The 25,553-nt window shown below is 66.5% G+C and carries 25 protein-coding genes; 15 read left to right on the plus strand and 10 right to left on the minus strand.

Going from position 1 to position 25,553, the window contains the following annotated elements; genetic code table 11:
* Positions 1-483: 483 nt before the first annotated feature.
* The 4 genes from RPX00_RS22110 to RPX00_RS22125 all read left to right on the plus strand — a co-directional run bounded on the left by RPX00_RS22110 (position 484) and on the right by RPX00_RS22125 (position 2,332).
* Positions 484-801, plus strand: a complete 318-nt coding sequence (locus tag RPX00_RS22110; RefSeq protein WP_406642052.1) for a DMT family transporter — start codon at positions 484-486, stop codon at positions 799-801.
* Positions 802-835: 34 nt separating this feature from the next.
* Complete coding sequence (locus RPX00_RS22115; RefSeq protein ID WP_406642054.1) at positions 836-1,237, plus strand: DMT family transporter; 402 nt, start codon at positions 836-838, stop codon at positions 1,235-1,237.
* A 254-nt stretch (positions 1,238-1,491) separates the two neighbouring features.
* A complete protein-coding gene (locus RPX00_RS22120) occupies positions 1,492-1,656 on the plus strand; it encodes an alpha/beta fold hydrolase (protein WP_406642056.1) in 165 nt (54 codons plus the stop codon).
* Between the two features lie 214 nt (positions 1,657-1,870).
* The gene (locus tag RPX00_RS22125) at positions 1,871-2,332 is read left to right on the plus strand and encodes a MarR family winged helix-turn-helix transcriptional regulator (RefSeq protein WP_406642057.1); all 462 of its coding nucleotides are present in this window, start codon (positions 1,871-1,873) and stop codon (positions 2,330-2,332) included.
* A 57-nt stretch (positions 2,333-2,389) separates the two neighbouring features.
* On the opposite strand, the gene RPX00_RS22130 is transcribed toward RPX00_RS22125, so the two are convergent.
* Entirely contained in the window at positions 2,390-3,643 is a 1,254-nt protein-coding gene (locus RPX00_RS22130; protein ID WP_406642059.1) for a glycosyltransferase family 4 protein, read from the minus strand.
* A gap of 507 nt (positions 3,644-4,150) precedes the next feature.
* Between RPX00_RS22130 and RPX00_RS22135 the strand changes: the two genes are divergently transcribed.
* Complete coding sequence (locus RPX00_RS22135) at positions 4,151-5,965, plus strand: glycoside hydrolase family 2 protein (protein WP_406642061.1); 1,815 nt, start codon at positions 4,151-4,153, stop codon at positions 5,963-5,965.
* Positions 5,966-6,486: 521 nt separating this feature from the next.
* On the opposite strand, the gene RPX00_RS22140 is transcribed toward RPX00_RS22135, so the two are convergent.
* From RPX00_RS22140 to RPX00_RS22150, 3 genes are read right to left on the minus strand one after another with little or no spacing between them, the layout of a single operon-like run.
* Entirely contained in the window at positions 6,487-6,978 is a 492-nt protein-coding gene (locus RPX00_RS22140; protein ID WP_406643044.1) for a glutathione peroxidase, read from the minus strand.
* A gap of 17 nt (positions 6,979-6,995) precedes the next feature.
* A complete protein-coding gene (locus RPX00_RS22145) occupies positions 6,996-8,525 on the minus strand; it encodes a 1,4-alpha-glucan branching protein domain-containing protein (protein WP_406642063.1) in 1,530 nt (509 codons plus the stop codon).
* Positions 8,522-9,295, minus strand: coding sequence for a class I SAM-dependent methyltransferase (locus RPX00_RS22150; RefSeq protein WP_406642065.1), 774 nt, complete (start codon positions 9,293-9,295; stop codon positions 8,522-8,524). The genes RPX00_RS22145 and RPX00_RS22150 overlap by 4 nt, the downstream gene beginning before the upstream one ends.
* Before the next feature lie 53 nt (positions 9,296-9,348).
* Between RPX00_RS22150 and RPX00_RS22155 the strand changes: the two genes are divergently transcribed.
* Positions 9,349-9,780: a hypothetical protein gene (locus RPX00_RS22155; RefSeq protein WP_406642067.1), complete on the plus strand. Its 432-nt coding sequence runs from the start codon at positions 9,349-9,351 to the stop codon at positions 9,778-9,780.
* Here RPX00_RS22155 and RPX00_RS22160 read toward each other — a convergent pair.
* On the minus strand, positions 9,758-10,597 hold the full coding sequence (locus RPX00_RS22160) for a DegV family protein (RefSeq protein WP_406642070.1): 840 nt from the start codon (positions 10,595-10,597) through the stop codon (positions 9,758-9,760). The two genes, RPX00_RS22155 and RPX00_RS22160, sit on opposite strands and share 23 nt — an antisense overlap.
* A gap of 243 nt (positions 10,598-10,840) precedes the next feature.
* On the opposite strand from RPX00_RS22160, the gene RPX00_RS22165 reads away from it, so the two are divergent.
* The 4 genes from RPX00_RS22165 to RPX00_RS22180 all read left to right on the plus strand — a co-directional run bounded on the left by RPX00_RS22165 (position 10,841) and on the right by RPX00_RS22180 (position 14,453).
* A complete protein-coding gene (locus tag RPX00_RS22165; protein ID WP_378310234.1) occupies positions 10,841-11,626 on the plus strand; it encodes an electron transfer flavoprotein subunit beta/FixA family protein in 786 nt (261 codons plus the stop codon).
* A gap of 28 nt (positions 11,627-11,654) precedes the next feature.
* On the plus strand, positions 11,655-12,614 hold the full coding sequence (locus tag RPX00_RS22170) for an electron transfer flavoprotein subunit alpha/FixB family protein (protein ID WP_378310233.1): 960 nt from the start codon (positions 11,655-11,657) through the stop codon (positions 12,612-12,614).
* A 175-nt stretch (positions 12,615-12,789) separates the two neighbouring features.
* The gene (locus RPX00_RS22175; RefSeq protein WP_406642072.1) at positions 12,790-13,572 is read left to right on the plus strand and encodes a GNAT family N-acetyltransferase; all 783 of its coding nucleotides are present in this window, start codon (positions 12,790-12,792) and stop codon (positions 13,570-13,572) included.
* Positions 13,569-14,453, plus strand: coding sequence for a lysophospholipid acyltransferase family protein (locus tag RPX00_RS22180; protein WP_406642074.1), 885 nt, complete (start codon positions 13,569-13,571; stop codon positions 14,451-14,453). The genes RPX00_RS22175 and RPX00_RS22180 overlap by 4 nt, the downstream gene beginning before the upstream one ends.
* A 342-nt stretch (positions 14,454-14,795) precedes the next feature.
* Here RPX00_RS22180 and RPX00_RS22185 read toward each other — a convergent pair whose 3' ends face one another.
* Entirely contained in the window at positions 14,796-15,701 is a 906-nt protein-coding gene (locus tag RPX00_RS22185) for an NADP-dependent oxidoreductase (RefSeq protein WP_406642075.1), read from the minus strand.
* Between the two features lie 378 nt (positions 15,702-16,079).
* Here RPX00_RS22185 and RPX00_RS22190 point away from each other — a divergent pair, with 378 nt between their 5' ends.
* The 3 genes from RPX00_RS22190 (at position 16,080) to mnmA (ending at position 19,804) form a co-directional block, all read left to right on the plus strand.
* The gene (locus RPX00_RS22190) at positions 16,080-17,444 is read left to right on the plus strand and encodes an MFS transporter (protein ID WP_406642077.1); all 1,365 of its coding nucleotides are present in this window, start codon (positions 16,080-16,082) and stop codon (positions 17,442-17,444) included.
* A gap of 64 nt (positions 17,445-17,508) precedes the next feature.
* Positions 17,509-18,705 carry a cysteine desulfurase family protein gene (locus tag RPX00_RS22195; protein WP_406642079.1) on the plus strand — a complete coding sequence of 399 codons (1,197 nt, stop codon included), beginning with the start codon at positions 17,509-17,511 and terminating at the stop codon, positions 18,703-18,705.
* A gap of 4 nt (positions 18,706-18,709) precedes the next feature.
* The gene (gene mnmA, locus RPX00_RS22200) at positions 18,710-19,804 is read left to right on the plus strand and encodes a tRNA 2-thiouridine(34) synthase MnmA (protein ID WP_406642080.1); all 1,095 of its coding nucleotides are present in this window, start codon (positions 18,710-18,712) and stop codon (positions 19,802-19,804) included.
* 5 nt (positions 19,805-19,809) lie between these two features.
* Here mnmA and RPX00_RS22205 read toward each other — a convergent pair whose 3' ends face one another.
* The 4 genes from RPX00_RS22205 to RPX00_RS22220 form a co-directional block, all read right to left on the minus strand.
* On the minus strand, positions 19,810-21,084 hold the full coding sequence (locus RPX00_RS22205; RefSeq protein ID WP_406642083.1) for a DUF222 domain-containing protein: 1,275 nt from the start codon (positions 21,082-21,084) through the stop codon (positions 19,810-19,812).
* Between the two features lie 151 nt (positions 21,085-21,235).
* Positions 21,236-21,688, minus strand: coding sequence for an N-acetyltransferase family protein (locus RPX00_RS22210; RefSeq protein ID WP_406642085.1), 453 nt, complete (start codon positions 21,686-21,688; stop codon positions 21,236-21,238).
* Positions 21,689-21,731: 43 nt separating this feature from the next.
* On the minus strand, positions 21,732-22,775 hold the full coding sequence (locus RPX00_RS22215; RefSeq protein ID WP_406642086.1) for an MBL fold metallo-hydrolase: 1,044 nt from the start codon (positions 22,773-22,775) through the stop codon (positions 21,732-21,734).
* 104 nt (positions 22,776-22,879) lie between these two features.
* Positions 22,880-23,578, minus strand: a complete 699-nt coding sequence (locus tag RPX00_RS22220) for a hypothetical protein (RefSeq protein WP_406642088.1) — start codon at positions 23,576-23,578, stop codon at positions 22,880-22,882.
* A 146-nt stretch (positions 23,579-23,724) separates the two neighbouring features.
* Between RPX00_RS22220 and RPX00_RS22225 the strand changes: the two genes are divergently transcribed.
* Both RPX00_RS22225 and RPX00_RS22230 read left to right on the plus strand, forming a co-directional pair.
* Positions 23,725-24,759, plus strand: coding sequence for a methionine synthase (locus RPX00_RS22225; protein WP_406642090.1), 1,035 nt, complete (start codon positions 23,725-23,727; stop codon positions 24,757-24,759).
* A gap of 73 nt (positions 24,760-24,832) precedes the next feature.
* A complete protein-coding gene (locus tag RPX00_RS22230) occupies positions 24,833-25,543 on the plus strand; it encodes a hypothetical protein (protein ID WP_406642091.1) in 711 nt (236 codons plus the stop codon).
* Positions 25,544-25,553 lie beyond the last annotated feature (10 nt).

The following is a 25,553-nucleotide window of genomic DNA, read 5'->3' on the forward strand; positions in this document are numbered from 1 at the left end:
GGGCCCGGTGGCGGAGGCTCCCCGCCACCGGGCTCGGGTCTTTCCGAACCCGCGCTCCTTTCGCCGTTAGCTGGCGAGGGGCGCGGGTTTCGGCCTTTGCGGAGTTCTCCGGGGCTCTCGATCGCTCCCGAGCTTGCGGCTTCCGCTGGCTTTGCGAGCTGCCTCTTTGCCCCTGCTCGCCATCGAGTCCAGCGGTATCTCCGCCGCACTCGCCATGCGAACGAGCGGCTCCTCGCCCTACCTCGCTGGTGCCGCAGCGACCGCTCCGTTCCCACCCCTCCATCGGCCGAATCGCCGTCGCCGCTCAGTGGCGAATCCCAGGTCATCCCCGCTTTCCAGCCTTGACCGCCCCGCCTCCCCATCCGCCGAACCCCCCTTGCTTATTTGATTCGACATACATATATTGCACATGTAACTACCTGGGGGAGCGTCGCCGGCAAGGGCGCCGGGCAGCTTCCGATCTCACTCGCACCCGGAGAAACCATGCACTGGCTTTACCTCGGCATCGCTGTGTTCTTCGAGATCGCCTTCGCGCTCGGAGCCAACGCCACGAACGGGTTCACGAAGCTGTGGCCGTCGGTGTTCACGCTGGTCATGGCAGCCGGCGGCATCTTCTTCCTCAGCCGCGCCCTGCTGACCCTGGACGTCGGCGTCGGCTACGCGATCTGGACCGGCCTCGGCTCGGTCGGCATCGTGCTGCTGGGCGCGCTGATCTTCAAAGAGAAGCTCGACTGGCGCAAGCTCATCGGCTTCGGCTTGGTGATCTGCGGCATCATCGGTCTCCAGTTGACCGGTGCCTGACCCCCGTCTTCCCCTTCCCGAAAGGACTTTCGCCGTGTCCGCTCAGCCCGAAGCACCAGTCATCGCCGAGGAAAAGGCGCAAACCAGCCGCCGCGCGTGGGGCATCCTCCTCTTCGCCGGCGTCTGCGAAATCGCGTTCGCCGTCAGCACGGACGGCAGCCGGGGCTTCACCAACCTGCCGTGGTCGATCGCCACGGTGATCGCCGCCGCCGCAACGATTTTCACCCTCAGCCTCGCCCTGCGCACCATCGATGTCGGCGTCGGCTACGCCGTCTGGACCGGCATCGGCGCGAGCGGCGCCGCGATCTTCGGCGCGATCATCTTCGGCGAAAGCCTGGGACCACTGCGGATTCTGTTCCTGGCCGTGATCATCGCCGGAGTCATCAGTCTGAAACTCACCGGCGGTTCAACCGGTTCAGCGAAAGCCGACGACTAACCGCATTCAGCGCGACGTCTCACACGATCGCTTCACGCCGCAAATTTCGTCACTACGCAGCGTCTTGCCGGTGCCGTTGTCTGCTGCCTGGAAGCCAGCCGAATGCCCACAGCAATGGTCAACAACCGCCCGATCTCCTTCGTCGACACCGGAGGAGACGGACCCGGCCTTGCTGCTTGGGCACGGCTACTTCCTGGACCACTCAACCTTCACTCCTCAAACCGGGGCACCTGAACGAGATAACTTGCCCGACATTGCTGATATGGGGCGAGCAGGACATTTCCCTTACTCGCGACCACATGGACCTGCTGAGCGACCGCCTCCCGAACACCAGCGACGTACACGTGATCCGCGGCGCGGCCACTCCGACCCTGACTCATCCAGAGCAGGTCAACCTGTTCCTGCAGTCGTTGGACTGACCCCGCTCCGACAAGCCGCTCGGACGATGCAGAACCACACGCCCTAGCCGATCCGTCCAGGCACTTCCCTGCTCTGCTCGGTGCAAATCACCAACGCCTCCCAGCGACGACCGGCTTGGTGAGCACCCAATTGCATGCACGCACATGTGCTATACAAGAGGTCTCGGCGTCATTTCTCGATGCCGGGCAAGGATTTGCCGGAGAGGTCGTTCGCGTGGCCACCACACCTTCCCCCGGACGGAAGTCCGCAGGGGCGAAACTCACCACCCTCGGCGCGATGTGGCCCCGCATGATGGCCCTTCGCAGCCGGGTCGACCACGAGGTCGAACAGGCCCTGCAACGGCAGCTGCACCTGGGCTTCTCAGAATTTGTCGCCCTGATGTCGCTAGCAGATCGCCCCGACGGCGAACTCCGCATGCAGGAACTCGCGGACGCGACGTCGCTCAACCAGAGTTCCGCGACCCGCCTCGTCGGCCGGCTCGAACGGACCGGCCTCACCGAGCGACGCCTCTGCGAGTACGACCGCCGCGGCGTCTACACCGGAATCACCGACGCTGGACGAGCCACGTTGCGCAAAGCCGTCCCGGTCTACGAAGCCGCCTTGGCGAGCGCCTTCGACCGAGTGGCGGCAGACCCCGACTACCGCGACCTCATCGCGGCCGTCGACCCTCGCTGACGGGTCTCTGACCAGGCATTAGCCACTGAACGGCAACGGACTTTGGCGAGCGTGGAGCTATACCTCGAATGCGTTCCCAGTCGCGATCTTCGGCCGCCCCAATTCTACCGGCTCGCCGACCCGGGCGCGCCGGTAAACCTCGACAGTCGCCTCCGCGATCCGTCCCCAATCGAAGTCGGCACCGAGCCGAGCCTGCGCCGCACGCGCCCGCCGAGTCGCAGCCGGAACGTCGCTTAAGACGCTGGTCACGGACGAAGCAAGGCCGGCGACGTCGCCCGGCGCGAAAGCCAAGCCAGTCTCGCCGTCGATGACGACCTCTCCAAGTCCGCCCGCAGTCGATGCCACCAGCGGTGCCTTCGCAGCAGCAGCCTCGAGGGCGACGATGCCGAAAGGCTCGTACCGACTCGGCAGCACGACCGCGTCGGCAGCGGCCAAAAGTGCGCGCAAGTCGCGGTCGGAGAGATGCCCGACGAAGTCCACTGCCCGCCGAATCCGGAGCTTGCGAGCCTGCGCGACGAGTTCGTCATGGTGTCGCCCTTTTCCGGCGACAACGACCCGCGTCCCCGGGAACTGGCGGCGGATCCGAGGCAATGCGGCCAGCAGGTCCTGGACGCCCTTCTCCCACTCCAGCCGACCGAAGAACAGCAGGAACGGGGCACCGTCCGGGCTGTGCCGCTCCCGCATCTTCGCGACTTCACTGGACGACACACGCCAGCTGCGGCCCTCGATGCCGTTGTGGATCACCGCGACATCGGCCGGCTCGATTTCGAAGAGGTGCGCGACTTCCTTGCGCATAGCCTGCGAACAGGTGATCACCGCGTCGGCACGGTTGGCCAGCCACCACTCGACTGAATGCACCTGCTGGTTCAGCGGATGCGACAGCCAACCCGAATGCCGGCCCGCTTCGGTCGCGTGGATCGTCCCGACGAGCGGCACCCGAGCAGCCTCAGCAACCGCGATCGCCGGATGCGTGACCAGCCAGTCGTGCGCATGGACGACCTCGGGTTGCCACGTGCGGAGCAAATCCTGCGCGGCCCGGATCATCGCGTGCCCCATGGCGAGGGTCCACGCGACGAGGTCCCGCTCGAAAGTCAGGTGCATCGGATCCTCAGCGACGCGGACGACCCGGACCCCCTCGATGACCCGATCGCTGCGCGGATGCGTCGACGCGTCAGTGCCCGCGGTGTGCCGGCAGAGGACGACGACGTCGTGGCCTTGCTGCGCGAGATGTCGCGCCAGCGCGTGAACGTGCCGGGCCAGCCCGCCGATGACCACCGGCGGATACTCCCAGGACAACATCAGCACGCGCATGGCCCGAGGTTACTCGCCAGTCGCTTACCCCGGGGCGGCCGCCCGAACGACCGCCGGAAAGCCATGCTGGCACCAGGCGGAGAAGCGTCGGAGACGGCAAGAACTCGCTGGTCAGAGCGTTTCGCCAAAAAACGGCAACAGCTTCAGCCTGGCCGGTCCGCAGACTCGCGACGACAACATCCGCCCTGCTCAGCGGGCAGTTCCACGCCGCCGCGACCGCCGGAACGACGCATGAATCCCTCCGGCGATCACCTGTCGCTACGAACGACGTCCACCCGCCGCAATCAACCCCTGCTCCGGCCGCTGACCAGCAATTAGCCACTGAGCGGCGAACCGTCGCCGACGCACTTCCACTCGTCCGCCTGAGCAGACCCCGCCGATAACCAACAGCCAGCGATCGACCACCCACAGACGGGCTCAGCCATCGAGGAGGCCCCGCACACGAGCCTGCCCGAACGGCCGTCAAGCCATGCCGCGGATCGCGATTCTCTGCCACCATGATCGGTGATGACTCCAACAGAGCCCGAATGGCAACGCGCGGACCCGCCGCTGACCACCCCGTGGACCGACCGAGTCGACCCGGCCGCGGTGCTGCCCGAGTACCCGCGCCCACAGCTTCGCCGACCGGAGTGGCTGAGCCTCAACGGCGTCTGGGAGTACGCAGGATGGCCAGCTTCGCCCGCCGAGCCGCGCCCCGTCGGGTATAGCGAACGCATCCTGGTCCCCTTCGCGCCGGAATCAGCGCTCTCCGGAATCGGCCGACGAGACGAAGTGCTGTGGTACCGACGTCTGTTCGAGATCCCTGAAGGCTGGCGCGGGCGACGGGTGCTGCTGCATTTCGGTGCAGTCGACCAGAAAGCCGAGGTGCGGGTCAACAACCAGTCGGTGGTCACCCATGAGGGCGGGTACACGTCGTTCTCCGCGGACATCACGGACGCTCTCCGTGCATCGGGTCCGCAGGAAATTACCGTTCGCGCGGAGGACCGCACGGACATCGAGCCGTACCCGATCGGCAAGCAGCGCAACGAACCCGGCGGTATCTGCTACACGCCGACGTCAGGGATTTGGCAGACTGTGTGGGTCGAGCCCGTGCCGAACGAGCGCATTTCCTCCCTCGAAGTTACCTCGGACTTGTCTGGTGTTTCCGTGTTCCCGCAGGTCTCCGGTGGTGCCCAAGTAGAGCTGATCGTTTCGCCGCCAAACGGCGACGAGGTCGCGCGCGTTCGAGGCGCTGCTGGCGCACGGCTGCGGGCGAACCTTCCGGAACCGCATCTGTGGTCTCCGGACGATCCGTTCCTTTACGACCTCACCGTCCGGCTTCTGGATGCGCACGGTGATGTGCTGGACGAGGCGGCCAGCTATTGCGGGCTGCGAACGGTAGAAATCGTCCCGGATGTCGACGGACGGCCACGGATCGCTTTGAACGGCCGGATCACCTTTCTGCACGGACCACTCGACCAGGGCTACTGGCCGGACGGCGGTTACACCGCACCGACCGACGAGGCGCTCCGGTTCGACCTGGAGAAGACGAAGGAACTCGGGTTCAACCTGGTCCGCAAACACATCAAAGTCGAGCCCGCGCGCTGGTACTACTGGGCAGACCGGCTGGGTTTGGCCGTCTGGCAGGACATGCCGTCGCTGGTCGTCTCGTTCGCAGGGCCTCCTGGGTACGCACCGGATCCATTGCCCGAAGGCCAGCAGCGCTTCGAGGCTGAGCTGCGGGAACTGGTGGCGCAGCTGCGAAATGTCACGTCGATCGTCGCCTGGGTGCCGTTCAACGAAGGCTGGGGAGAATTCGACACGGTCCGGATCGCGGCACTCGTGAAGGAACTCGACCCGACTCGGCTTGTGGTCGCGAACAGCGGTGTGAACTGCTGTTTCTCCCGCCCGGACACCGGCACCGGAGACATCTACGACGACCACACGTACGTCGGGCCGGGGGAGCCGCACGAGGGGGACCATCGTGCATTGGTGGACGGCGAATACGGCGGCCTGGGCTTGATCCTCGAAGACCATGTCTGGCCTGGTCCGCCCAACGCCTACGAAATGACGACCGATTCCGCGCACCTCACCCGACGGTATGCGGAGGTGAGCGAACGCCTCGAAGGGTTGATTTCCGATCTTGGGCTGTCCGGCGCGATCTATACTCAGACCACTGATGTAGAGAACGAAGTGAACGGCCTTCTCACCTACGACCGTCGAGTGCACAAACTCGACTTCGTCGACGCCGCGAACCACAACCGGGCGGTGATCGCCCGCGGTTCGCATCCTGAGGTGAAGACCGCTGCCGAGCCATCTGGCGAAGCTCCGGACGGCCGTTGACCTGCGACTCGCCACTGAGCGGCAACGGAAGACATGCAGTCCTGGTTAGGGGCTGCGGCCTGGGGGACAGACCAGGCCGACTTGCGATTCGCCGCTAGCGGGCGACGAGCTGGCCAGCGGTGCTGCGAAGCTCGCGAGATGCGTCCGTCCGGGCGCGCTGCTTCGGCATTTCCGGTCGACGACTGCAGGATTGGGCGACCGGGGGTGTCGGAATCGCCGGCGATCGACGACGTCCTCGGAGACGGCTGGTGTCGCTGGCTGACTTTGTCGTGCGCGGGCGATGTCAGCCCTTGGTGACTCACGCGATTGGTCGACAGTCGCCAACGGGTAGCGACTGCCCCCACGGGCGAGCGGACGTAGGAAGGCCGGAGTCTTTCGCCGTTGAACGGCAACGGCACGGGGGCTAGCGGTGACCTCGCCTCTTCTCGAAACCTGCTGGTTCGGCCACGGCGGGCATTTGCCGAAAAACGGCGAATGCTCTCCGGCCGCTAACTACGCAGGCCGGAGAGCTGGGCCGGAACTCAAGCAGGCAGAGCCGCCTCGATCGCCGCGACGATCGTCTCGTCTTCAGGCTCGGTGCGCGGACGGAAACGACCGAGCACTTCGCCGCTCGGGCTGATCAGGAACTTCTCGAAGTTCCACTGCACGTCGCCGGCTTCGCCGTCCGCGTCGGGAGTTTCCGTGATGCTGGCGTAGAGCGGGTGCCGGTCTTCACCGTTGACGTCGATCTTCTCGAACAGCGGGAAAGACACCCCGTACGTGGTGGAGCAGAAGGTCTGGATTTCCTCCGCCGTGCCTGGTTCCTGGCCAGCGAACTGGTTGCACGGGAACCCGACGACCGAGAAACCCTTGTCGCCGTAGCGTTCCTGCAAGCGCTCCAAACCGCTGTACTGCGGCGTCAGGCCGCACTTCGACGCCACGTTGACCACGAGCAGCGTCTTGCCCGCCAGCGGACCGCCGAGAGTGGCGTCGTCACCGGACAGGGTCTTGAGGGGCAGGTCGCGGATTCCCATGGAGTTCCCTTCGATCGTCATGCGAGAGGACGGCGCAGGGCACGCGCGTCCAGATGTCCGAACGGGCCGTCGGCCCGGCGGTATTCCTCGGCCAGGGCGAGTCCGCGGGCACGATCCCCGCTGCGGAGCAAGCCTGCGAGGGCATCGAACCGTTCAGTGTGCACGCGGGCGCGCCGGCGGGCGTAGTCGGCGGCGGAGTCCTTGGTGACCATGAACGCCCAGTCGCTAGACAGTGCCATCATCGCTTCGGCGACCGCCTGATCGACGATGACGTCGCGAGTGGTCCCATCCTGCTTGTCGACCAGGTCGAGCAGCCGTGTCTGCAAGGCCGCGTTGTCTTGCACCATGTCCGCGACCTGCTCACCGTCCCAGACTCGCCAGTCCTTGCCAGAGCCCCATGACGAAGCTGGTAGCTGGACCGGTTCGCCTAGGTGGCCGACCTCGAGCGCGCCGCGCAGCGTGGTCACCCGGACGCCCGCTTCGGGCAGTGCGCGCAGGATTCCTTCGAGCCATGCGGGACCTTCGTGCCACCAGTGTCCGAATAGTTCCGTGTCGTAGGCCGCAACCACCAACGATTCGCGGCCGTGTTGCTCCCGGAGTGACCGCAGCCGCGCGACGACTGTTTCGACGAAATCTTTGACGTGCGAGCCCAGAACGTCCGCGGCAAGCGCGGGATCGTATGGAGATTTGTCTTGCGGGGCAACGGTTTTCCCGGTTACCCGTGACGCTTTCAGTCCGACTTCGTGTGCCCAGGTGTGGAAATCGCGGTACGCGGCATGGCCTGGGTAGCCGGCTTTTGGCGACCAGACCCGGTACGTGACCTCGAGATCTCGGCCGAAACAAACAACATCGGAGTCACCGACGGGATGCGCGGCCGAGGTGTCACCATGGAGTGAAGGGCCGTCTACAAGGAAGCGTCGCACACCGGCGTCGTGATAATCTCGTTCCATTCCCGGTGCGTAACCACATTCAGGTGCCCAAATACCTTCTTGCGCGCGGCCAATGCGCAGCGCGGTGTCCTCCAGCCCGGCCTGGAGGGCGAACCGTCGCACCCTCTGGTCCAGCAGTGGCTGGAACGGATGCGCCAACGGCCCGCCGAGCAGTTCGATCGTGTCACTGTCCACAAGCGACCGCAGAATAGGAGAAAAACCATGCCGCCAGCGCGTTTCCAGCTCCTCGGTGGCGTGCATCGCGGCCTGGTGCTCGGCGGCGGCGAGGTCGCGCAGCAACGGATCGCCGCCCCAGAGCGTCGACGCGTGCTGTGTGCGCAGCTGCCAGTGGCCGACCCAGTCGTGACAGGCGCGGATGGCGTACGGATCGTCAAGCTGCGCGGCGAGAACTGGCGTCATGCCGAGCGTCAAGACGTCGCGTCGCCCCTCAGCGGCGAAACGGCGAAGCAGGTCGACGACCGGCAAGTACGAGTGTGTCCACGCCTGGTAGAGCCATTCCTCGCCGACCGGCCAGCTGCCGTGATGCGGCAACCAGGGCAGGTGGCTGTGCAGGACGAGGCAGAACGTGCCTTCGTGCGAAGGAGTCCGGGCGGTCACGGGCGCACCGCCACAGCCACCAGGTCGAGGCTCGCGTCAAGATCGTTGTCGTGCACGGTGAAGTCGTCGGCTCTGATCGCGGCGACGTCCGCGAGGAGGTCGGCGGGCCAGGTCGCTTGTCCGGGGAGCGAGCCCATTACGACGTCCAGTTGCGCGTCGATGATGGAGCCGCCGTAGCGGGCCTCTGTCGTGCGCAGGGTTTTCGCGTGGTGCAGCCCGTTCAGCGCGGCAACCGAGAACCCGGCCGCACGCAGCAGACCGTCCAATTCGGACGGTGCCATTTCGCGAGTGTGGAACGGGTTGAGCGGGGTGTCGCTGTCCGGTGTAAAAGTGAGCCGGTTCGGGGTCGTGACCAGCAGTTTCCCGCCTGGGCGCAGGACGCGGAAGCATTCGGCCAGGAAACTGTCCTGGTCCCACAGATGCTCGATCACCTGGAAGTTCGCCACCACGTCGACCGCGCCGTCCCGCAGTGGGAGGTACGCCAGGTTCGCCTGTGCGACGGCGACGTCCGGATACCGGCGAGCGACGTGCTCGGTGGTCGGTACGTCGTAGTCCAGCGCGAGCACTCGCCGGGCGTGTTGGGCGATGAGCCCGGCGCCGTAGCCCTCGCCGCAGCCGGCTTCGAGCACCGTCGCGTCGGTGCAGTGGGGGAGGAGGGCGAGGTAGGCGGCTTCGTGGCGCCGGAACCAGTAATTTTCCTCGGGGATGCCGGGGACGGTTCGTTCGCCGGTGAGGTGCAGTGCCTCGGCCCGGGTGGCTGCGTTGGTCACCTGCGCGACCCTAGCGCCTGTCACGTTCCGCGCAGTCGTCTCGTTCCAGCCATATGCAACGGACGATCACGCGCATCCTCCTCATCCTGCTCGGCCTTTACACCCTGGTGCAGGGGCTGTGGCCGCTGCTCGACCCGATGGGGTTCTACCAGGACTTTCCCGGATTCCGGCACGGCTGGGTCTCCATGGACGGGCCCTACAACGAGCACTTCCTCATCGATTTCGGCGGCCTCAGCCTGGCGCTCGGCGCGATGCTTGTCGGCGCTGCCGTGATGGGCACCACAGCTGTCGCGCGGATGGTGGCCGTCGCGGCGCTGCTGTTCGCCGTCCCGCACCTCATCTACCACGCGGGTCACGTCGGGCACTATCCGCAGCTCGACCAGGTGCTCATCATCGGCGGGCTCGCCGTCACAGTGCTGCTTCCGCTCGTGGTGCTTTCGGTCCCGGGGCGGCGAATCGAGGTCAGTTCGACGGCGACACCGTGATGCTGAGCGCACCCGGCCCGACGTGCGCGCCGATCACGGTGCTTGCGTCGCCCACCACGATGTCGCCCGCGCTCGGCACGCGTTCCCGGAGCCGTCGGACGACTTCGCTTTCGTCGGAGCCGAATCGGGTCACCGCGAGGTCCACTGGCTGGTCGCCGGCGGCCTTCACCGCTAGGTCGACAAGCCGGTTCATCGCTCGTTTGGTGCCGGGGACGCGAGCGAGCGGGCTCACCTCGCCATTGCGGACGGTGAGCAGCGGCTTGATCGCGAAAGCACTTCCGAGCATCGACTGGGCGGCGCCGATCCGTCCCGATCGCCGCAAGTACTCGAGCGTGTCGACGTAGATCAGTTCGGTCGAGTTGCGCACTCGCCGTTCCGCGGCGTCCAGGACCCGCTCGAGCTGCCCGCCGGCCCCGGCGACGCGGGCGGCGGACACCGCGGCATAGCCGAGACTCATACTGGCCGTCCCGCTGTCGAGGATGTGCACGGGAATCCGGACCTGCTGCGCGGCTTCGCGGGCGGCTTCGACGGTCTGCGAAAGCCGTCCGGAGATGTGCAGGCTCACGATGGCGGACGCGCCCGCGGACGCCGCGTCCTGGTAGGTCCAGAAAAACGCCCCCGGATCGGGCGGCGAAGTCGTGACGGCCGCGCCGGACTTCATGGTCTCGATGAGGTCGCTCCGGTCGAAGCGGTGCTCGTCGTCCGTCTGGTCGCCGACGTGCAGCTGGACCTGGACGACACTGATTCGCCACTGGGCGGCGAGTTTCTCGGGCAGGCACGAGGTCGAGTCGGTGACTACGGCGATGTGCGCGGACATGGTGCCGGAGCGTAACCCCTAACGGCCTACTGCGAGTAAGTGACCGTTGCTCCGATCGGGCGAGCGGCGCGCTGGACGGGCTAACCGGTCAACTACTAGGACGATAGTCCCAATAGATTGCTCATCCAGGTGAATGCCGTCACCTCGAGGGGTCCGGTCGGGGAATTGGCCCTAATCTACCGCTCAGTAGAGCACTGTCCCGCGGCCGAGAGCCGGCCCCAACCGGGAGGTCGAAGAAGACCCATGACGAACATCGTTGTCCTGGTCAAGCAGGTACCGGACACCTACTCGGAGCGGAAGCTCTCCGGTTCCGACAACACACTTGACCGCGAATCCGCCGACGCCGTGCTCGACGAGATCAACGAGAAGGCCGTCGAAGAGGCCCTCAAGATCAAGGAGGCCGGCGAGGGCGAGGTCACCGTGATCTCGGTCGGCCCGGACCGCGCGACCGACGCGATCCGCAAGGCGCTCTCCATGGGCGCCGACAAGGCCATCCACGTGTCCGACGAGGCGCTGCACGGCTCCGACGCGATCGCCACCGCGAAGGTCATCGCCGCCGCCGTCGGCAAGGTCGAGGGCTACGACCTGATCCTGGCCGGCAACGAGGCGTCCGACGGCCGCGGCGCCGCCGTGCCCGCGATCCTGGCCGAGCTGCTCGGCGTGCCGCAGCTGACCTACGTGCGTCAGCTGACCGTCGAGGGCTCCGCCGTGAAGGCCGACCGCGAGACTGAAGACGGCATCACCCACCTCGAGGCGAACCTGCCGGCGCTGGTGAGCGTGAGCGAGAAGATCAACGAGCCGCGTTACCCGTCGTTCAAGGGCATCATGGCCGCGAAGAAGAAGCCGGTCGAGACGCTGACCATCGCCGACCTCGGCATCGACGCGGGCGAGGTCGGTCTCGCCAACGCGTGGTCGACGGTCGTCGAGGCCTCGCCGAAGCCGCCGCGCACCGCGGGCGAGAAGGTCGAGGACGAGGGCGACGGCGGCTCGAAGGTCGCTGAGTACCTGGTCGCGCAGAAGCTCATCTGAGACACGGTTTCGAGGAGGATTCCGGAAAATGGCTGAAGTACTCGTCCTCGTCGACCACGTCGACGGTGATGTCAAGAAGGTCACGCTCGAGCTGCTGACCGCCGCGCGCGCCCTCGGCGAGCCCTCCGCTGTCGTGGTGGGCCCGACCGGCACCGCGGCGAAGGCCAAGGAAGCGCTCGCCGGCCACGGCGCGGCGAAGGTGTACGTCGCCGAGGGCGACGACGCGACCGGTTACCTGGTGACCCCGAAGGTCGACGTGCTCGCGAAGCTCGCCGAGCAGGTCTCCCCGGCCGCGGTGCTCGTCGCCGCCAGCGCGGAGGGCAAGGAGGTGGCCGCGCGGGTCGCGCTGCGGCTGGGCTCCGGTCTGCTTTACGACGCGGTCGGCATCAGCGCCGACGGCACGGTGGACCAGTCCATCTTCGGTGGCGCGTTCTCCGTGAAGGCCAAGGCTGCCAAGGGCGCGCCAGTTGTGTCGGTGCGTCCGGGCGCGGTCGAGGCGGAGGCCGCCGACGGTGCGGCTGCCGAGGAGACCGTCGAGATCCCGGCGCAGGACCCGGCGAAGGCCGCCAAGATCACCGGCATCGAGCCGGTCGTGGGCGGCGACCGTCCGGAGCTGACCGAGGCGTCGATCGTCGTGTCCGGTGGCCGCGGCGTCGGCTCGGCGGAGAAGTTCGACGTCGTCGAGAAGCTGGCCGACTCGCTCGGCGCGGCCGTCGGCGCGTCCCGTGCCGCTGTCGACTCCGGCTACTACCCGGCGCAGTTCCAGGTCGGCCAGACCGGCAAGACGGTGTCGCCGCAGCTGTACATCGCGCTCGGCATCTCCGGCGCGATCCAGCACCGCGCCGGCATGCAGACGTCGAAGACCATCATCGCGGTCAACAAGGACGCCGAGGCTCCGATCTTCGAGATCGCCGACTTCGGTGTGGTGGGCGACCTGTTCAATGTCGCGCCGCAGCTGACCGAGGCTGTCGACAAGCGCAAGGGCTGACATTTCTTTCGCTCGGAAGGCCGTCGCGTGCTCGCCACGCGGCGGCCTTCCGCGTTTTCCGGATGCCTCTCTCCCGCCTGAGAGGAACCTGAGAACCGGCAATTAACTCAACGTGCACTGACCGGTCATCGATTGGCACTCTTCGCGGCCGCCTACCGGCAGGTACACCTTGACCATGACGTCGTCACAGCTCCTCGTCAGTACTGATCAGGCGGGTGCCGACCTTCCCGCTGGCGCGCCGCGGTATTCGCTTCTGGTCGCCAACGGGAACGATGAAGTGCTCGCCGCACAGAAGCTGCGATACCGGGTTTTCGCCGAGGAGATGGGGGCGGAACTGCATTCCCCGGAGCCCGGCCGGGATGTCGACTACTTCGACGAATTCTGCGACCACCTCGTGGTCCGCGACGACAACACCGGCGAGATCGTCGGCTGTTACCGCATGCTTCCGCCGGAACGTGCCGCGCAGGCCGGAAAGCTCTATTCGGACAGCGAATTCGACTTGACCACGCTCGCCGCCCTGCGGCCGTCCTTGGTCGAGACTGGACGGTCCTGCGTCCACCCTGATCACCGTAGCGGTGCCGTCGTGAGCCTGGTGTGGGCTGGGATCGCGCGCTACATGCTCCTTTCGGGGCACCGTTATCTCGCTGGTTGCGCTTCGGTCCAGCTGAACGACGGCGGCAGCTACGCCGCGGGGGTCTGGGATGTCCTGCGCACCAAGCATCACGCTGACGACTCGCTGCGCGTCTCACCGCTGAACCCGTGGGACCCGGGTGCGATCGCGCGTCCCGACCGGGCCATGCTTCCGCCGCTGATCAAGGGTTACGTGCGGCTTGGCGCCAAAGTGTGCGGCCCGCCGGCGCTCGACGCCGACTTCGGTGTCGCCGACTTCTTCGTCCTTCTTGATCTGCAGCAGGTCGACGAGCGGTACTTGAAGTTCTTCCTCGGAGCGCAAGGATGAGCCACGCCTGGATGCCGACGTCGCCATGCGGTGACGATTGTCTGACCGAGGGCGCACCGACGGTCGCCCTGCCTCGGAGGGTTTTGCGTTTCACCGCCGCGATCTCAGTGGTCTTCGCGACACTGCTGATCGCGCCGGCGCTGCTGGTGATCCGTGGCCGGAGCCGGGAACGCTTGGTGCGCCGGATTTTCCGGGCCGTGCTGAGGGCGTTCGGCGTCCGCATGTCTGTCGTGGGCGGCGAGGACTTCCTCGCTGCTCCGGTCGGCCGCGGCGCACTCGTGGTGAACAACCACATCTCGTGGCTGGACATCATCGCCATCAACGCCCTGCGCCCGATGCGCGCGCTCGCGAAGATCGAGATCGGTTCCTGGCCGATCCTGGGCACACTCGTGCGTCGCGGCGGCAGCATCTTCCTGGACCGCGACCGCTTGCGCACCTTGCCAGGCACCATGTCCGAACTGGCCGACGCCCTCCGCTCCGGCGCGCTCGTCAACGTCACCCCCGAGGGCACCACCTGGTGCGGCCTGGCCTCCGGTCGCTTCACGACGGCGACCTTCCAGGCCGCGATCGACGGGGGTGTCCCGGTCCGGCCGATCGCCTTGCGTTACCGCCTCGCCGACGGTCGCGAAACCAGCCAGCCGGCGTTCATCGGACCGGAGTCGCTCATCGCGTCCCTGCGCCGGGTCGCCGCGTTGCGCGGTCTGGTCCTGGAGGTGCACGTGTGCCCGGAGATCGCTCCCGGCCGCGCCGAAGACCGCCGTTCGCTGGCCGCTCTTGCCGAGGCCGCTGTCCACTCGGCCCTCGGCACAGTCCGCATCCCGCCGCAGCGCCGCCGGGTCCTGGTCGGCCGTCGTGCGGCCTCCCAGCCGGTTGTGCACTGACGAACACGCTGGTCACAGGGCTGCGGAGAGGTGTTGCCGTTTTTTGGCGAATCCTCTCCGTCGCTCTCTGCCCTCGCTCGGGTTCGCCTGCGATCGACCGACGTCAGCCCATTCGCCGCTAAACGGCTACGGCCATCCCGACGTGTCCTGCCACCGAACGGCTAACCCGTCGCCTCGCTGTCGCCGCTGAATGGCGACAGACTCTTGCCTCGGCACACCGGGGTCCCAGCCCTTGTCGCCACTGATCGGCAATGGCACCCACCGCTGTTGCCGCAAAATGGCGACACGGACCTATCCGGTCATCCGAGTTGCACCACGGGCGAGCCTAGCCGACAACCATGGTCAGGAAACGGCAATAGTCAGCTTCCCGCCGGGGTGTCCGTTCTGGCTCTCCTCCTGCGCGGCTGCCGCTTCCTCCAGCGGGAAGGACTTTCCCTGCGCAATCCGCAGTCCATTGTGTACATACCCGAGGATCTCGTTCAGCACCTGCTGCCCCTGCCCGTCTTTGCCCCCAGACGAAAAAGTCAGCCCAAGCTGGAACGCCGCACCGTCGGCGATGGTCACGATGCGGTCCTTCGACCCTCGCAGTTCGATTGATTCAGGCAAGACGCCGTGACCGGACGCGTCGAACACCGCGTCGACCGGCCGATCCGCCACCTCGCGGACCCGTTCGAGCCACCCGTCGCCGTAACGCACCGGAATCGCGCACAACGACTTCACCTCATCGAGATTGCGCTGTCCAGCCGTTCCGATCACTGTCACGCCCAACGCAACTGCGATCTGTGTCGCGAACCGGCCGACAGCGCCACTCGCTCCATGGATAACCACAAGCTCGCCAGCTTTGACGTCGAGCAGACGCAGCACGCGCAACGCGGTTTCGCCAGCAACCGGCAACGCCGCAGCGTCGGCCCAGGAGAGGTCGGCCGGCTTACGAACGATTGCTCCGCCGAGAGCGAACTCCGCGTAGCCGCCCGTCGCCGACCAGCCGAACACCTCATCGCCGACGCCGAATTCGGCACCGTCTCCCACTGCGTCGACCACTCCCGCGATCTCCAGCCCCGGGATCTGGGGACCTTCCGGTGCCGCACCGCTGGCCATCGCCCCTGAACGAATCTTCCAGTCGATCGGGTTAATCCCGGCCCTTCGGACGGCGACGCGGACCTGTCCCGGGCCAGGTTCCGGTGCCGGAACCTCCTTCAGTTGCAGTACTTCGGGCCCGCCGTATTCGGTGAAAGTGATGGCTCGCATTTTGGTTCGCGCTCCTTAGGTCTGTGGCACCACGCCGCACGTCCTACTTAAAGCCAACCAGCGTCCGGCGCATTCCGAGCCGCATGCTTCGTTCGCCAGTCAACGGCAACATCCGCCCTCTGCCGCGTTCGATCACCCTTGATGCCGCCTGTCGTCGTAACACAGACAGTGCCCACGAATAGCCACAAGAAGGCTGATTTTCATCGGCCGGGGCCCTTCCATGACTACCCGGCGTCATCGCTCCTTTTGCTGGCCCGGAAGTAATCCGCACGCCCGTTTCGAGGCGCACAACATCATCGCGGGACCCTCACTTCCACCCCCTGCTGCCCCAGAAGGTGACTTGACCTCCACAGCGCTGGAGGTTGCAGGCTCACGATCATGAGCCAGACCGTCGAAGCGCAGCCCCGAAAGAGTGTCCTTTGGAGCCGCGAACACCGTCTTGTCACCGTCGGCCTGCTGCTTGTGGTCACGTTGGTGGCCTTTGAAAACATGGGCGTCGCCACCGCGATGCCGACGCTGGTCGCCGAACTGCACGGTCTGGCGCTCTACTCCTGGCCGTTCACGACCTTCTTGGTGGCCAGCGTCGTCGCCACGGTCTTGTCCGGACGACTGGGCGATCGCCGAGGCCCCGCTCCGGCCCTCCTGGTCGGACCAGTCCTGTTTGCTGCAGGACTAGCCGTCGCCGGTGTCGCCACTTCGATGCCAATGCTTCTTATCGGTCGTGCGCTGCAGGGCTTCGGTTCAGGGTTTCTGCTGGTGTCCGTCTCGCTGCTGATCGCCCTGACATTCACCGATCGTGAACGCCCGGTCATCTACGCGGCCAACGCGGCCGCTTGGGTCCTCCCTGCGGTTATTGGCCCCTCAGTCGCCGGCTTGGTGACCGTGACCGTCGGCTGGCGTTGGGTCTTCCTCGGCCTGCTCCCGCTGGTCGGGATCGGAGTTTTTCTCCTTAGCAAGATCACCCGCCGATTGCCCGCCCACGTGCCGCTGACAGCCGGACGTCGCGCGGGTGTCGTGGCCGCAGTGGTCGCTGCGCTCGGAGTTGCGGCTCTCAGCTGGGCTGCGCAACACCCGTCACCTGCCGCGATCGCGTACGGAGCTTTGGGCCTAGTGGCGCTAGCCGTCGCATTACGCAAGCTCCTGCCAGCCGGAACCATGACCGCTCGCCCCGGATTGCCCACCGTGGTTGCCTCCAGGGCCCTGATCGCGGGCGCATATGCAGGCATGGAGGCGTACCTCCCGCTGACCATGACCGCCGTCCACGGTTACAGCCCTGCGCTCGCCGGCCTGCCGCTGACCATCACCGCGCTTGGCTGGTCAGCCGCGTCGGCCCTCCAGGGCAGGTTCCTCGACTGGTCCCGCGAGGCGTCGCTGCGCACCGGATTCGCGCTCGTCGCGATAGGCCTGGTCGGCTTCGGTTTCGTCGCTCAACCGTGGTTCCCCGCCTGGGTGGCTTTCGCTGTCTGTGCGGTCGGCGGCGCGGGGATGGGCATCGCGATGCCCGCCATCTCGGTCCTCCTACTGCGCTACTCGCCGAAAGGGGAGCGCGGCTTCAACACGTCCGCCATGCAGCTTGCCGACTGGGTCGGATCGGCGCTGCTCATCGGCCTCGGCGGGGTGCTCCTGGCCGCCGTCGCGTCCGCTGCCCAGCCTTCCGCCGCGATGGGACTCCTCAGCGTCGCCCTCGTCCTGCTAGCGCTGCTCGGCGTCCGGTTCACGAGCAGGTGGCCGAAACAGGTGTGACGTGCCACTCCGCGGCCCGGGGCGAGCTTCGTCACAGGCCGCATCGGTCTACCCTGATAGAGCGATGACCTATCTCGACCATGCGGCAACCACTCCGATGCTGCCCGAAGCCATTGCGGCGATGACTGAGGCTTTGTCCACCGTGGGCAACGCCTCTGCGCTGCATTCTTCGGGGCGGCGGGCACGGCGGGCCGTCGAGGAAGCGCGCGAGGTGATCGCCGCCGCCGTGGGGGCTCGGCCGTCGGAAATCATCTTCACCGGTGGCGGTACGGAGAGTGACAACCTCGCGGTCAAGGGCATCTTCTGGGCCCGGAACAGCGAGGACTCGGCTCGGCGGAGGATCCTCTGCAGCACAGTCGAGCATCATGCGGTTCTCGACACGGTCGAGTGGCTGGAGCAGCACTCCGGTGCCGAGATCACCTGGCTCGAGGTCGACGACCAAGGCAGGGTGTCGCCGGAAACGCTCCGCGCCGCGATCGATTCGGCACCGGAGACTGTCGCCCTGGCAACGGTGATGTGGGCGAACAACGAGGTCGGCACTGTCAACCCGATCGCCGCTCTCGCCGAGGTCTGCAACGAATACGCGATTCCCCTGCACACGGACGCAGTCCAAGCGGTCGGTGCAGTTCCGGTCGACTTCACCGCATCCGGTGCCGCCGCGCTCACATTGACCGGTCACAAACTTGGCGGCCCGTACGGCGTCGGCGCGCTTCTCCTTGACCGCGACACATCGTGCGTCCCCGTCCTCCACGGTGGTGGCCAGGAGCGGAGCGTGCGTTCGGGCACCCTCGACGTCCCGGCGATCGCCGGCTTCGCAGCTGCGGTGCAAGCAGCGATCAGCGGTCGCGCGGAGTACGCCGCTCGGGTCGAAAAGCTGCGCGACGAACTCGTCGCAGCGGTCCTGCGCGAGGTCCCGGACGCGATCTTGAACGGCCGCGACGGCGAGCGCCTGCCGAGCCATGCCCACTTCACTTTCCCCGGCTGCGCGGGCGACAGCCTGTTGATGCTCTTGGACGCCAAGGGCATCGAGTGTTCCACCGGCTCGGCGTGCACCGCAGGTGTCGCTCAGCCAAGCCACGTCCTCCTGGCAATGGGGGCAGACGCCGCTGCGGCCCGCGGTTCGCTCCGATTCTCGCTTGGCCACACGTCGACACTGGACGACGTGCACACGCTGGCCCGCGAGATCGGCGGCGTTGTCACCCGTGCCCGACAGGCCGGTCTCGCCGGCATGCGCAAGCAGACGCAGAAGCAAGAGGTGTAAAGCAATGCGGGTATTGGCCGCAATGAGCGGAGGAGTCGACTCGGCCGTCGCCGCTGCGCGCGCAGTGGACGCAGGCCACGACGTCGTCGGAGTGCACCTGGCGCTTTCGGCCCAACCAGGCACGCTGCGAACGGGTTCGCGCGGCTGCTGCACGATCGAGGACTCGCACGACGCTCGCCGCGCCGCGGACATCCTGGGTATCCCGTTCTACATCTGGGATTTCGCGGAGCGATTCACCGAAGAGGTCGTCGAGACGTTCGTCGGCGAGTACGCCGCCGGCCGCACGCCGAACCCTTGCGTGACTTGCAACGAGAAGATCAAGTTCGAGGCACTGCTTGAGAAGGCGCTTGCCCTCGGTTTCGACGCCGTCGCGACAGGCCACTACGCGCGCCTAGCGACGGTCGACGGAGAACTGGAACTTCGTCGGAGCGCAGACGAAGGCAAGGACCAGTCGTACGTGCTGGCTTCCCTGCAGCCAGAGCAGCTTCAGCACGCGATGTTTCCGCTGGGCGACTCCTGGAAGTCGGATGTGCGTGCCGAGGCGGAGCAGCGCGGGCTTTCCGTCGCGCGGAAGCCGGACAGCCACGACATCTGCTTCATTCCGGACGGCGACACCAAGAAGTTCTTGGAGAAGCGGCTCGGCGAGCGTCCCGGCGAACTCGTCGACGCGGAGACGGGCGCGGTGCTCGGGCGGCACACCGGTGTGCACGGATTCACTGTGGGCCAGCGCAAGGGTCTTGGGATCGATGCGCCGGCTGCTGATGGACGGCCTCGGTATGTCCTTTCGCTCGAACCTGTTTCGGGCACGGTGAAGGTCGGCTCGTCGGCGGATCTCGGCGTCGAGGCTATCGACGCGGATCGGCCGATCTGGCCGAGCGGGCGAGCCTTGGACGGGCCGACCGAGTGCACCGTCCAGGTCCGCGCGCACGGAGGCATCGCCGACGCGGTCGCTGAAGTGGACGGAGACGGACAGGTCTCCATCCAGCTGCGCGAGCCGTTGCGCGGTGTGGCACCGGGCCAGGTCGTTGTCCTTTATCGGCGAGACGACCAGGCGGGCGACCTTGTGCTCGGTAGTGCCAAGATCTCAGGCACGCGCTGATCTCCTTATGCGCCTAGGCGTTCCTCTCCTGGTCTTTCTGGCTCGGGCTGAGGATCGTGCAACGGCGGAGGCGAGCTTTCAGCCGTCTCTCCGGTCGGTGTCGTGACGATGAGCTTCCCGTCCTGCAGGACTTCGTAGGCCCAATCGGCTCGATTCTTCAGGCGCCGATGGCGAAGGCAGTAGCTCAACGTCGAGTCTGTGTCCGCGGAGGCAGTCCCAGTCGGCTCCGTTACGCAGTTCTGTGCAGGACGCGGGCATCCGGGCTGTCGGCACTCGCGATCGCGGATCCGTACGAACTCATCCACGTCGATGCTCGGCCGGTACCGGAACTTGCCGACCTCGATCACCTGGCCGGTCAGCGGATCGGTGATGACCCGGCGGACGATCGTGTCGGGGCCAGTAGCGATGTGCCGGGCTAGTTCGGCCGGGATATGGCCGTGTCCGGCCAGTTCGGCGGGATTGTCGTTCAGCCCCAAGTAGGTCTGCAGATCGGTGTAGAGGTACACCTCGGTCTGCTCTGGGGCACCTCCTTTGCCACTGAGCAGAAGATCGATCGCGACGTCAGCGCGTAACTGATCGAGGGTTCGCTTCTCCTCACCCGTCTTGAGCGATCGAGCGATCTTGTCGACACGGAGGTAGGCCGCTGTTGCCTTGTCAGCCGAGGCGTTGTCGATGGAGAACCGCGAGATGCCTTCGCTCTGGTGGTGCAGGATGACGCGGCGCTCGGCTCTTCGCTGAGCTAGTCGGTTCATCGCACCGGCGGGATCGATTTTCGTTGCGGCGTAAGCGGTTGCCTTGCGGACTTGGGTGGGGTTCTTGTCCGCTAGTCGGTGTTCGAGCAGGTAGTCGACCATCCGTGCATGATGGTTGGACAGCTGACTGGTGCCCTCGGTGACCTTCATCGCGCGATAGATGTCGAACTGTCCCTGATCCATCAGGCGGAACGTGCGCGGCAGACGTTGGGTCAGGGCCTCGGCAGCAGCGATCATCGCTCCGGCTCGGGTGTCGGTGATGTGCAAGGCGAGCGCGAACTCGCACGCCAGTTCTTGCGGGTCTGATCTTCGTCTTCGCATGCCTGCCATGCAATGCAGCTGCAACGCCTGCAGCCGGGCGATCTGGCGGTTCGCGTCCTTCACTGCAGTCATCAGTTGGTCTGTCTGCAAGCGATCGAAAAGGTCGAGGTTCGCGTGCATCGTGCGAAGCAGGAAGGCGAGGTCTGCGGTTTCGGTGGTGTTATCGGTCTGATCGGCGTGGCTCGCCGTTGCGGATGACTTGCTCATGGAAGTCACGATACGCATCTATCCGAGTACAGTCAGCTAAATTGCGCGAAGGGACCCATCGTGCGATTGCTTGGCTTTTGCGTGACAACTCTGGCACGGTGGAAGTCGGGCGGTTGGGTGCGGGACGGTTGAAGCTGCCGGGAGGGAGTGATCAGAGATGCAGCTTGAAACCCGTGTGGCTTGGGACAAAACCCAGGCGCTCGTAGAAGCGATGCGCTGCCGCCCTCGTCTTATCCGAGGTGAGCTGGACTAAGTTGCAGCCGCGTCGCCGTGATTCGTCGATGGCCCATTGCATGAGCTGTGCACCTAGGCCGGACCCGCGGTGATCGCGGTGCACGCGCACAGCTTCGATTTGTCCGCGAAGTGCTCCGCGCCGCGCGAGGCCGGGGATGATCGTGAGCTGAAGCGTGGCTACCGGCTGATCGTTTGAGGTTGCGACTACGAGCAGCTGATTTGGGTCTGCTGCAATGGTTTCGAACGCTCGCAGGTAGGGCTCCAGGTCGGCTGGCGAGTCGCGGGTCGCTCCCAGTTGGTCGTCCGCGAGCATCTGGACGATCGCTTCGACATCGTCGGGTCGAGCGCGTCTCACAGCGATAGGAGGCATGGCGGATCAGTATTCCATCGGGTGAATGATCAGTTGTCGGCAGCTACGTGGTCTTGTAGCGGCGAATGCCGTCGACGTCTTCGGCTGCAAGCTTGTGTTGCGAGACCAGCAGATCAAGGTGTGCGCCGGTCTCGAGGACGGCGAGCATCTGATTGAAGGCGTCCATTTCGGACAGTTTGCGGCCGCGACGGGTCCAGCCGAGGCGGTTGGCGGCTTCGAAAGCAGTGCTCGCGCCGGCTTCGATCTGAGCTGCCATCGTTTCGAGACGTTGCCGGTGGTGTTCGAGCAGTTCGTCGATGCGGGCATGCACGCTGTCGGTGACTGGGCCGTGGGCTGGCAACATGCGGCGGTCCGGCATGCCGCGCACCAGGCGGAGGGAGTCGAGATAGTCGTTGAGCGGCAACTCGGCCGGAACCGGCTGGAAGCCGATCGACGGAGTGATGTGGGGGAGTACGTGGTCGCCGGTGAACAAGAGGTTGGCTGCGCCGTCGACGAAAACGACGTGCCCGTTGGTGTGTCCCGGGGTGTGGACCACGTCGAACTCGCGGTCGGGGAGCGCCGATCGCCGGCCAGGCGTCAGCCATTCGTCCGGCTCTTCCCAAAGATTCGCCTCTGTGTGGCGAGGTTCCGAGCCGAACAGCTTGCTGAGGGCGGTGATGACCGGCTGTCCGCCGCTGAGACGAAGGAGGTCGAGCTGGGCTTGCATCGGAAACTGATTCGGATTGGCGCTTGCGTCGAGCGAGGGCTGCTCGAGCTTGCCGAGAGCGATCCGGTTGCCGAATTCGCGCCGAAGCGCGACTGCCTGCGTGTAGTGGTCGCGGTGGACATGGGTGATGAGGAACTCTCGAACGTCACCGAGTTCGGCACCGATCGCTTTGAGCGCGTTCGCCAGCAACTGGCGAGACTCGGTGAGAGCCCACCCTGAGTCGACGAGCACGAGGTTCGAGCCGTCGGTGACGGCGTAAACGTTGACCGCGCGCAGTCCGTCGTTCGGCAATGGCAACGGGATCCGGTAGACGCCCGCGGCTACTTCGTAGACCCCGGGATCGGCCCAGCTTGAGTTGCTGCTTTCGGGCAACGGCTCCACGGCGACCTCCGTCCAGGCGGGACCTCGGTGTCCCGGACTTTCCTTACATTGGGCCGTATTCCGGGCGCTGTCCACCTGGCGGGGATGAGACACCGGTCACGTGATCAGCCGGACTGTGCGGTGAGCGCGATGTCGATGGTCAGGGTCGTCGCGACGAGCATGCTGGCCAGCGGCTCGGGGACCTGCATCGGGATCTCTACGAGGCAGGCGTTGCCATTTACCGGCGAAAGTTCCGGTGATGGGTGTCCGACGTGGGCGACTTTGGTGCCCGCGGGATCCTCGATTGTGACTTCCCAGGGTTGCCGGCCACTGGCGACGACGGTGGCGATTGTCCTGCCTTCAGCGCGGAGGGCGAAGCGGACTCGGCCGGCGTCGGTCGGGGCTATTTCGCCTATCGGTGTCCCATCGGCGCGGGTCACGACGAAGCGAGCCAGCGGGTCCTTCGACGGTTTCGCTACCTTGAGGACAGTGCTCTGGTTCGCGTCGCGGACTTCGAATCGGCGGCTGACGTACTGGTTGGATTTCCGCAGCAGCTGGCTGGCTTTGCGGAGGAAACCGGGCGTCGTGACCGCGACTCCGCCGATGCGGAGGCCCTGGCGGTCGAACACGCCGTACTCTTGGCCAGCGGCTGTCGGCGTCGTCTCCCGGCTGACGAAAAGGACCGGCTCGGTGAAAAGAGTCCGCTCAAAGGAGCGGCTCGGAGCCCGGCGGTGCGGTGTTCCGGGCATGCTGCCCCGCTGCGGCTCCCGGGCGGATGCGTCACCGGGTGTTTTGCCGGACGGTGTCGGGGCGGAGCTGGTCATGGCGATCCAGACTAACGCGGCGACCGCGAATTCGGTGCAGGCAAAGGGATATGCGGCGAATGTCCGGCTATTGCCGCGCGGTCGGGTGAAGCTTGTCCGAAGGGGCGGTTCGGACCGCAGCCGTCCGTTCCGCGACAATCCCGATTGTGAGTGAACGACCTTGGCCTGCGGGCGCGGCAACGGGAATCGGGTCCATGCCGGGGACCGACCCCGTCGAGGCCGCGGCCGTGGTGTTCGGAGAGCTTCCCGGCTTCCCTCATGTGCCTGAACTGCCTGCTCGCGGCGTCGGCGCTGACCTGATCGGCCGGACCGCGGCGCTGCTCGTGGACCTCGCGATCGAGGTGGTGCCGAGCGGCTACCGCGTCGCCGGGCGGCCTGGTCACGACCATCGTCGTGGGCGTGACCTGCTCCAATGGGACCTTGACGCGCTCCAAGCCGCCAGTGAGAACGCGGGTGCGCCAGCGGTCCTCAAGGCCCAGATCGCCGGGCCGTGGATGCTCGGCGCGGGCATCGAGCTTCCCCGGGGACATCGGGTGCTCACTGACCGCGGGGCGTTGCGGGACTTCACGGCGTCATTGCTCGACGGGCTTGCTCAGCACGTCGCGGAGCTGACGGCGCGGACCGGCGCGCCGGTGGTGGTGCAGCTCGACGAGCCGTCGCTGCCCGCTGTTCTCGGCGGAAAGCTGCCGACGCCGTCGGGCTACGGCAACGTTCCCGCAGTGCCTGAGCCGGAAGTCCGGGAGCTGCTCTCCTCGACGATCGAACGGATCGGCGTGATGACCGGGCAGCCGGTCATCGTCCACTGTTGCGCTCCGCGCCCGCCGATCAAGCTGTTCCGGGCTGCGGGCGCTGGTGCGGTCGCGTTCGACATGAGCATGCTCGCTGGGGCGCCCGCCGAGCTTCTGGACGAGATTGGCGAGGCTTGGGACAGCGGTATTTCGTTCTTCTTTGGCCTTGTTCCGGCCACTGACCCGGCGACTGCGCCGGGGTTGAAGGACCTCGCGGCACCGGCGCTCAAGCTTGTGGACAGGCTGGGATTCAATCGCTCGATCCTGGCCGAGCGTGCGGTTCCGACTCCCGCCTGCGGCCTGGCCGGTGCCACGAACGAGTGGATGCGCCGGGCGCTCGCTCTTAGTCGCGACCTGGGCAAAGGGTTCGTGGAGCCGCCTGAGAACTGGTGATTTCGGGGACGCGCCGCTGACGTGACGCGTACCGTGGCTGGTGGAGAGAGACAACCGGGGGAAATTCCGAATCATGCGTTTGTTCCGTCGTCGCCGCTCGGAAGCCGACACCGAGGCCGCGCCGCCAGATCCCCGTACGCCGTGGCCTGAGCAGCAGGTGCCGTCCGACGCTGCTGCTGCGGCGGCCGCGTTCTGGGAAGGCTGGTACGACCTTTTGCCCGAGGTCAGTGCCGCGCTGGGCGAAGGAGAGCCGCATCGCGTCGAGCACGACCTGTGCGTGCTGGTCGAGGCGTTGCACCCGCGGCTGCACTTCTCCCTCGAACGCGGTCGGAGGGCTATCTACGCGCTGGTCGTCAGCGGGCAGGAAGACCCTGAGCTGCGCCCGTACACCGACGCGTGGAAAGCGGCCGGGCCGCCGGACGACGCGATCTGGGAGTACCACGATTCGGTTCCGCCGGTCCCGGATCCGACCGAGGTGACGGTGAACCTTGGCGAGCACCGGATCTCGCTGGCCGACGTCCGGGTTGTCGCGCAGGTGGACGACGGCGTGGTCGACGTCGCGGTCCATCATCCCGCGTTCGCGGACCTCGACGAGGCCGCCCGCACCACCATGACGTTCCTGCCGCTCGACGCCACGCTGGGCGAGCGTCTGGCCGCTGAGCGGCTGCGCCGGGTCGAGACCGCCGAGGCCGAACCGGAGAGCACGATCGATCTGCTGGAGTTCCGGGAGCTGGTCCGCGGGCTGACCGGCCAACCGGACGAAAGTGTCGGTGCCTCCGGCTAGGCTCACCACC

This window comes from Amycolatopsis sp. WGS_07 (genome assembly GCF_045278895.1).
Classification (GTDB): Bacteria; Actinomycetota; Actinomycetes; order Mycobacteriales; family Pseudonocardiaceae; genus Amycolatopsis.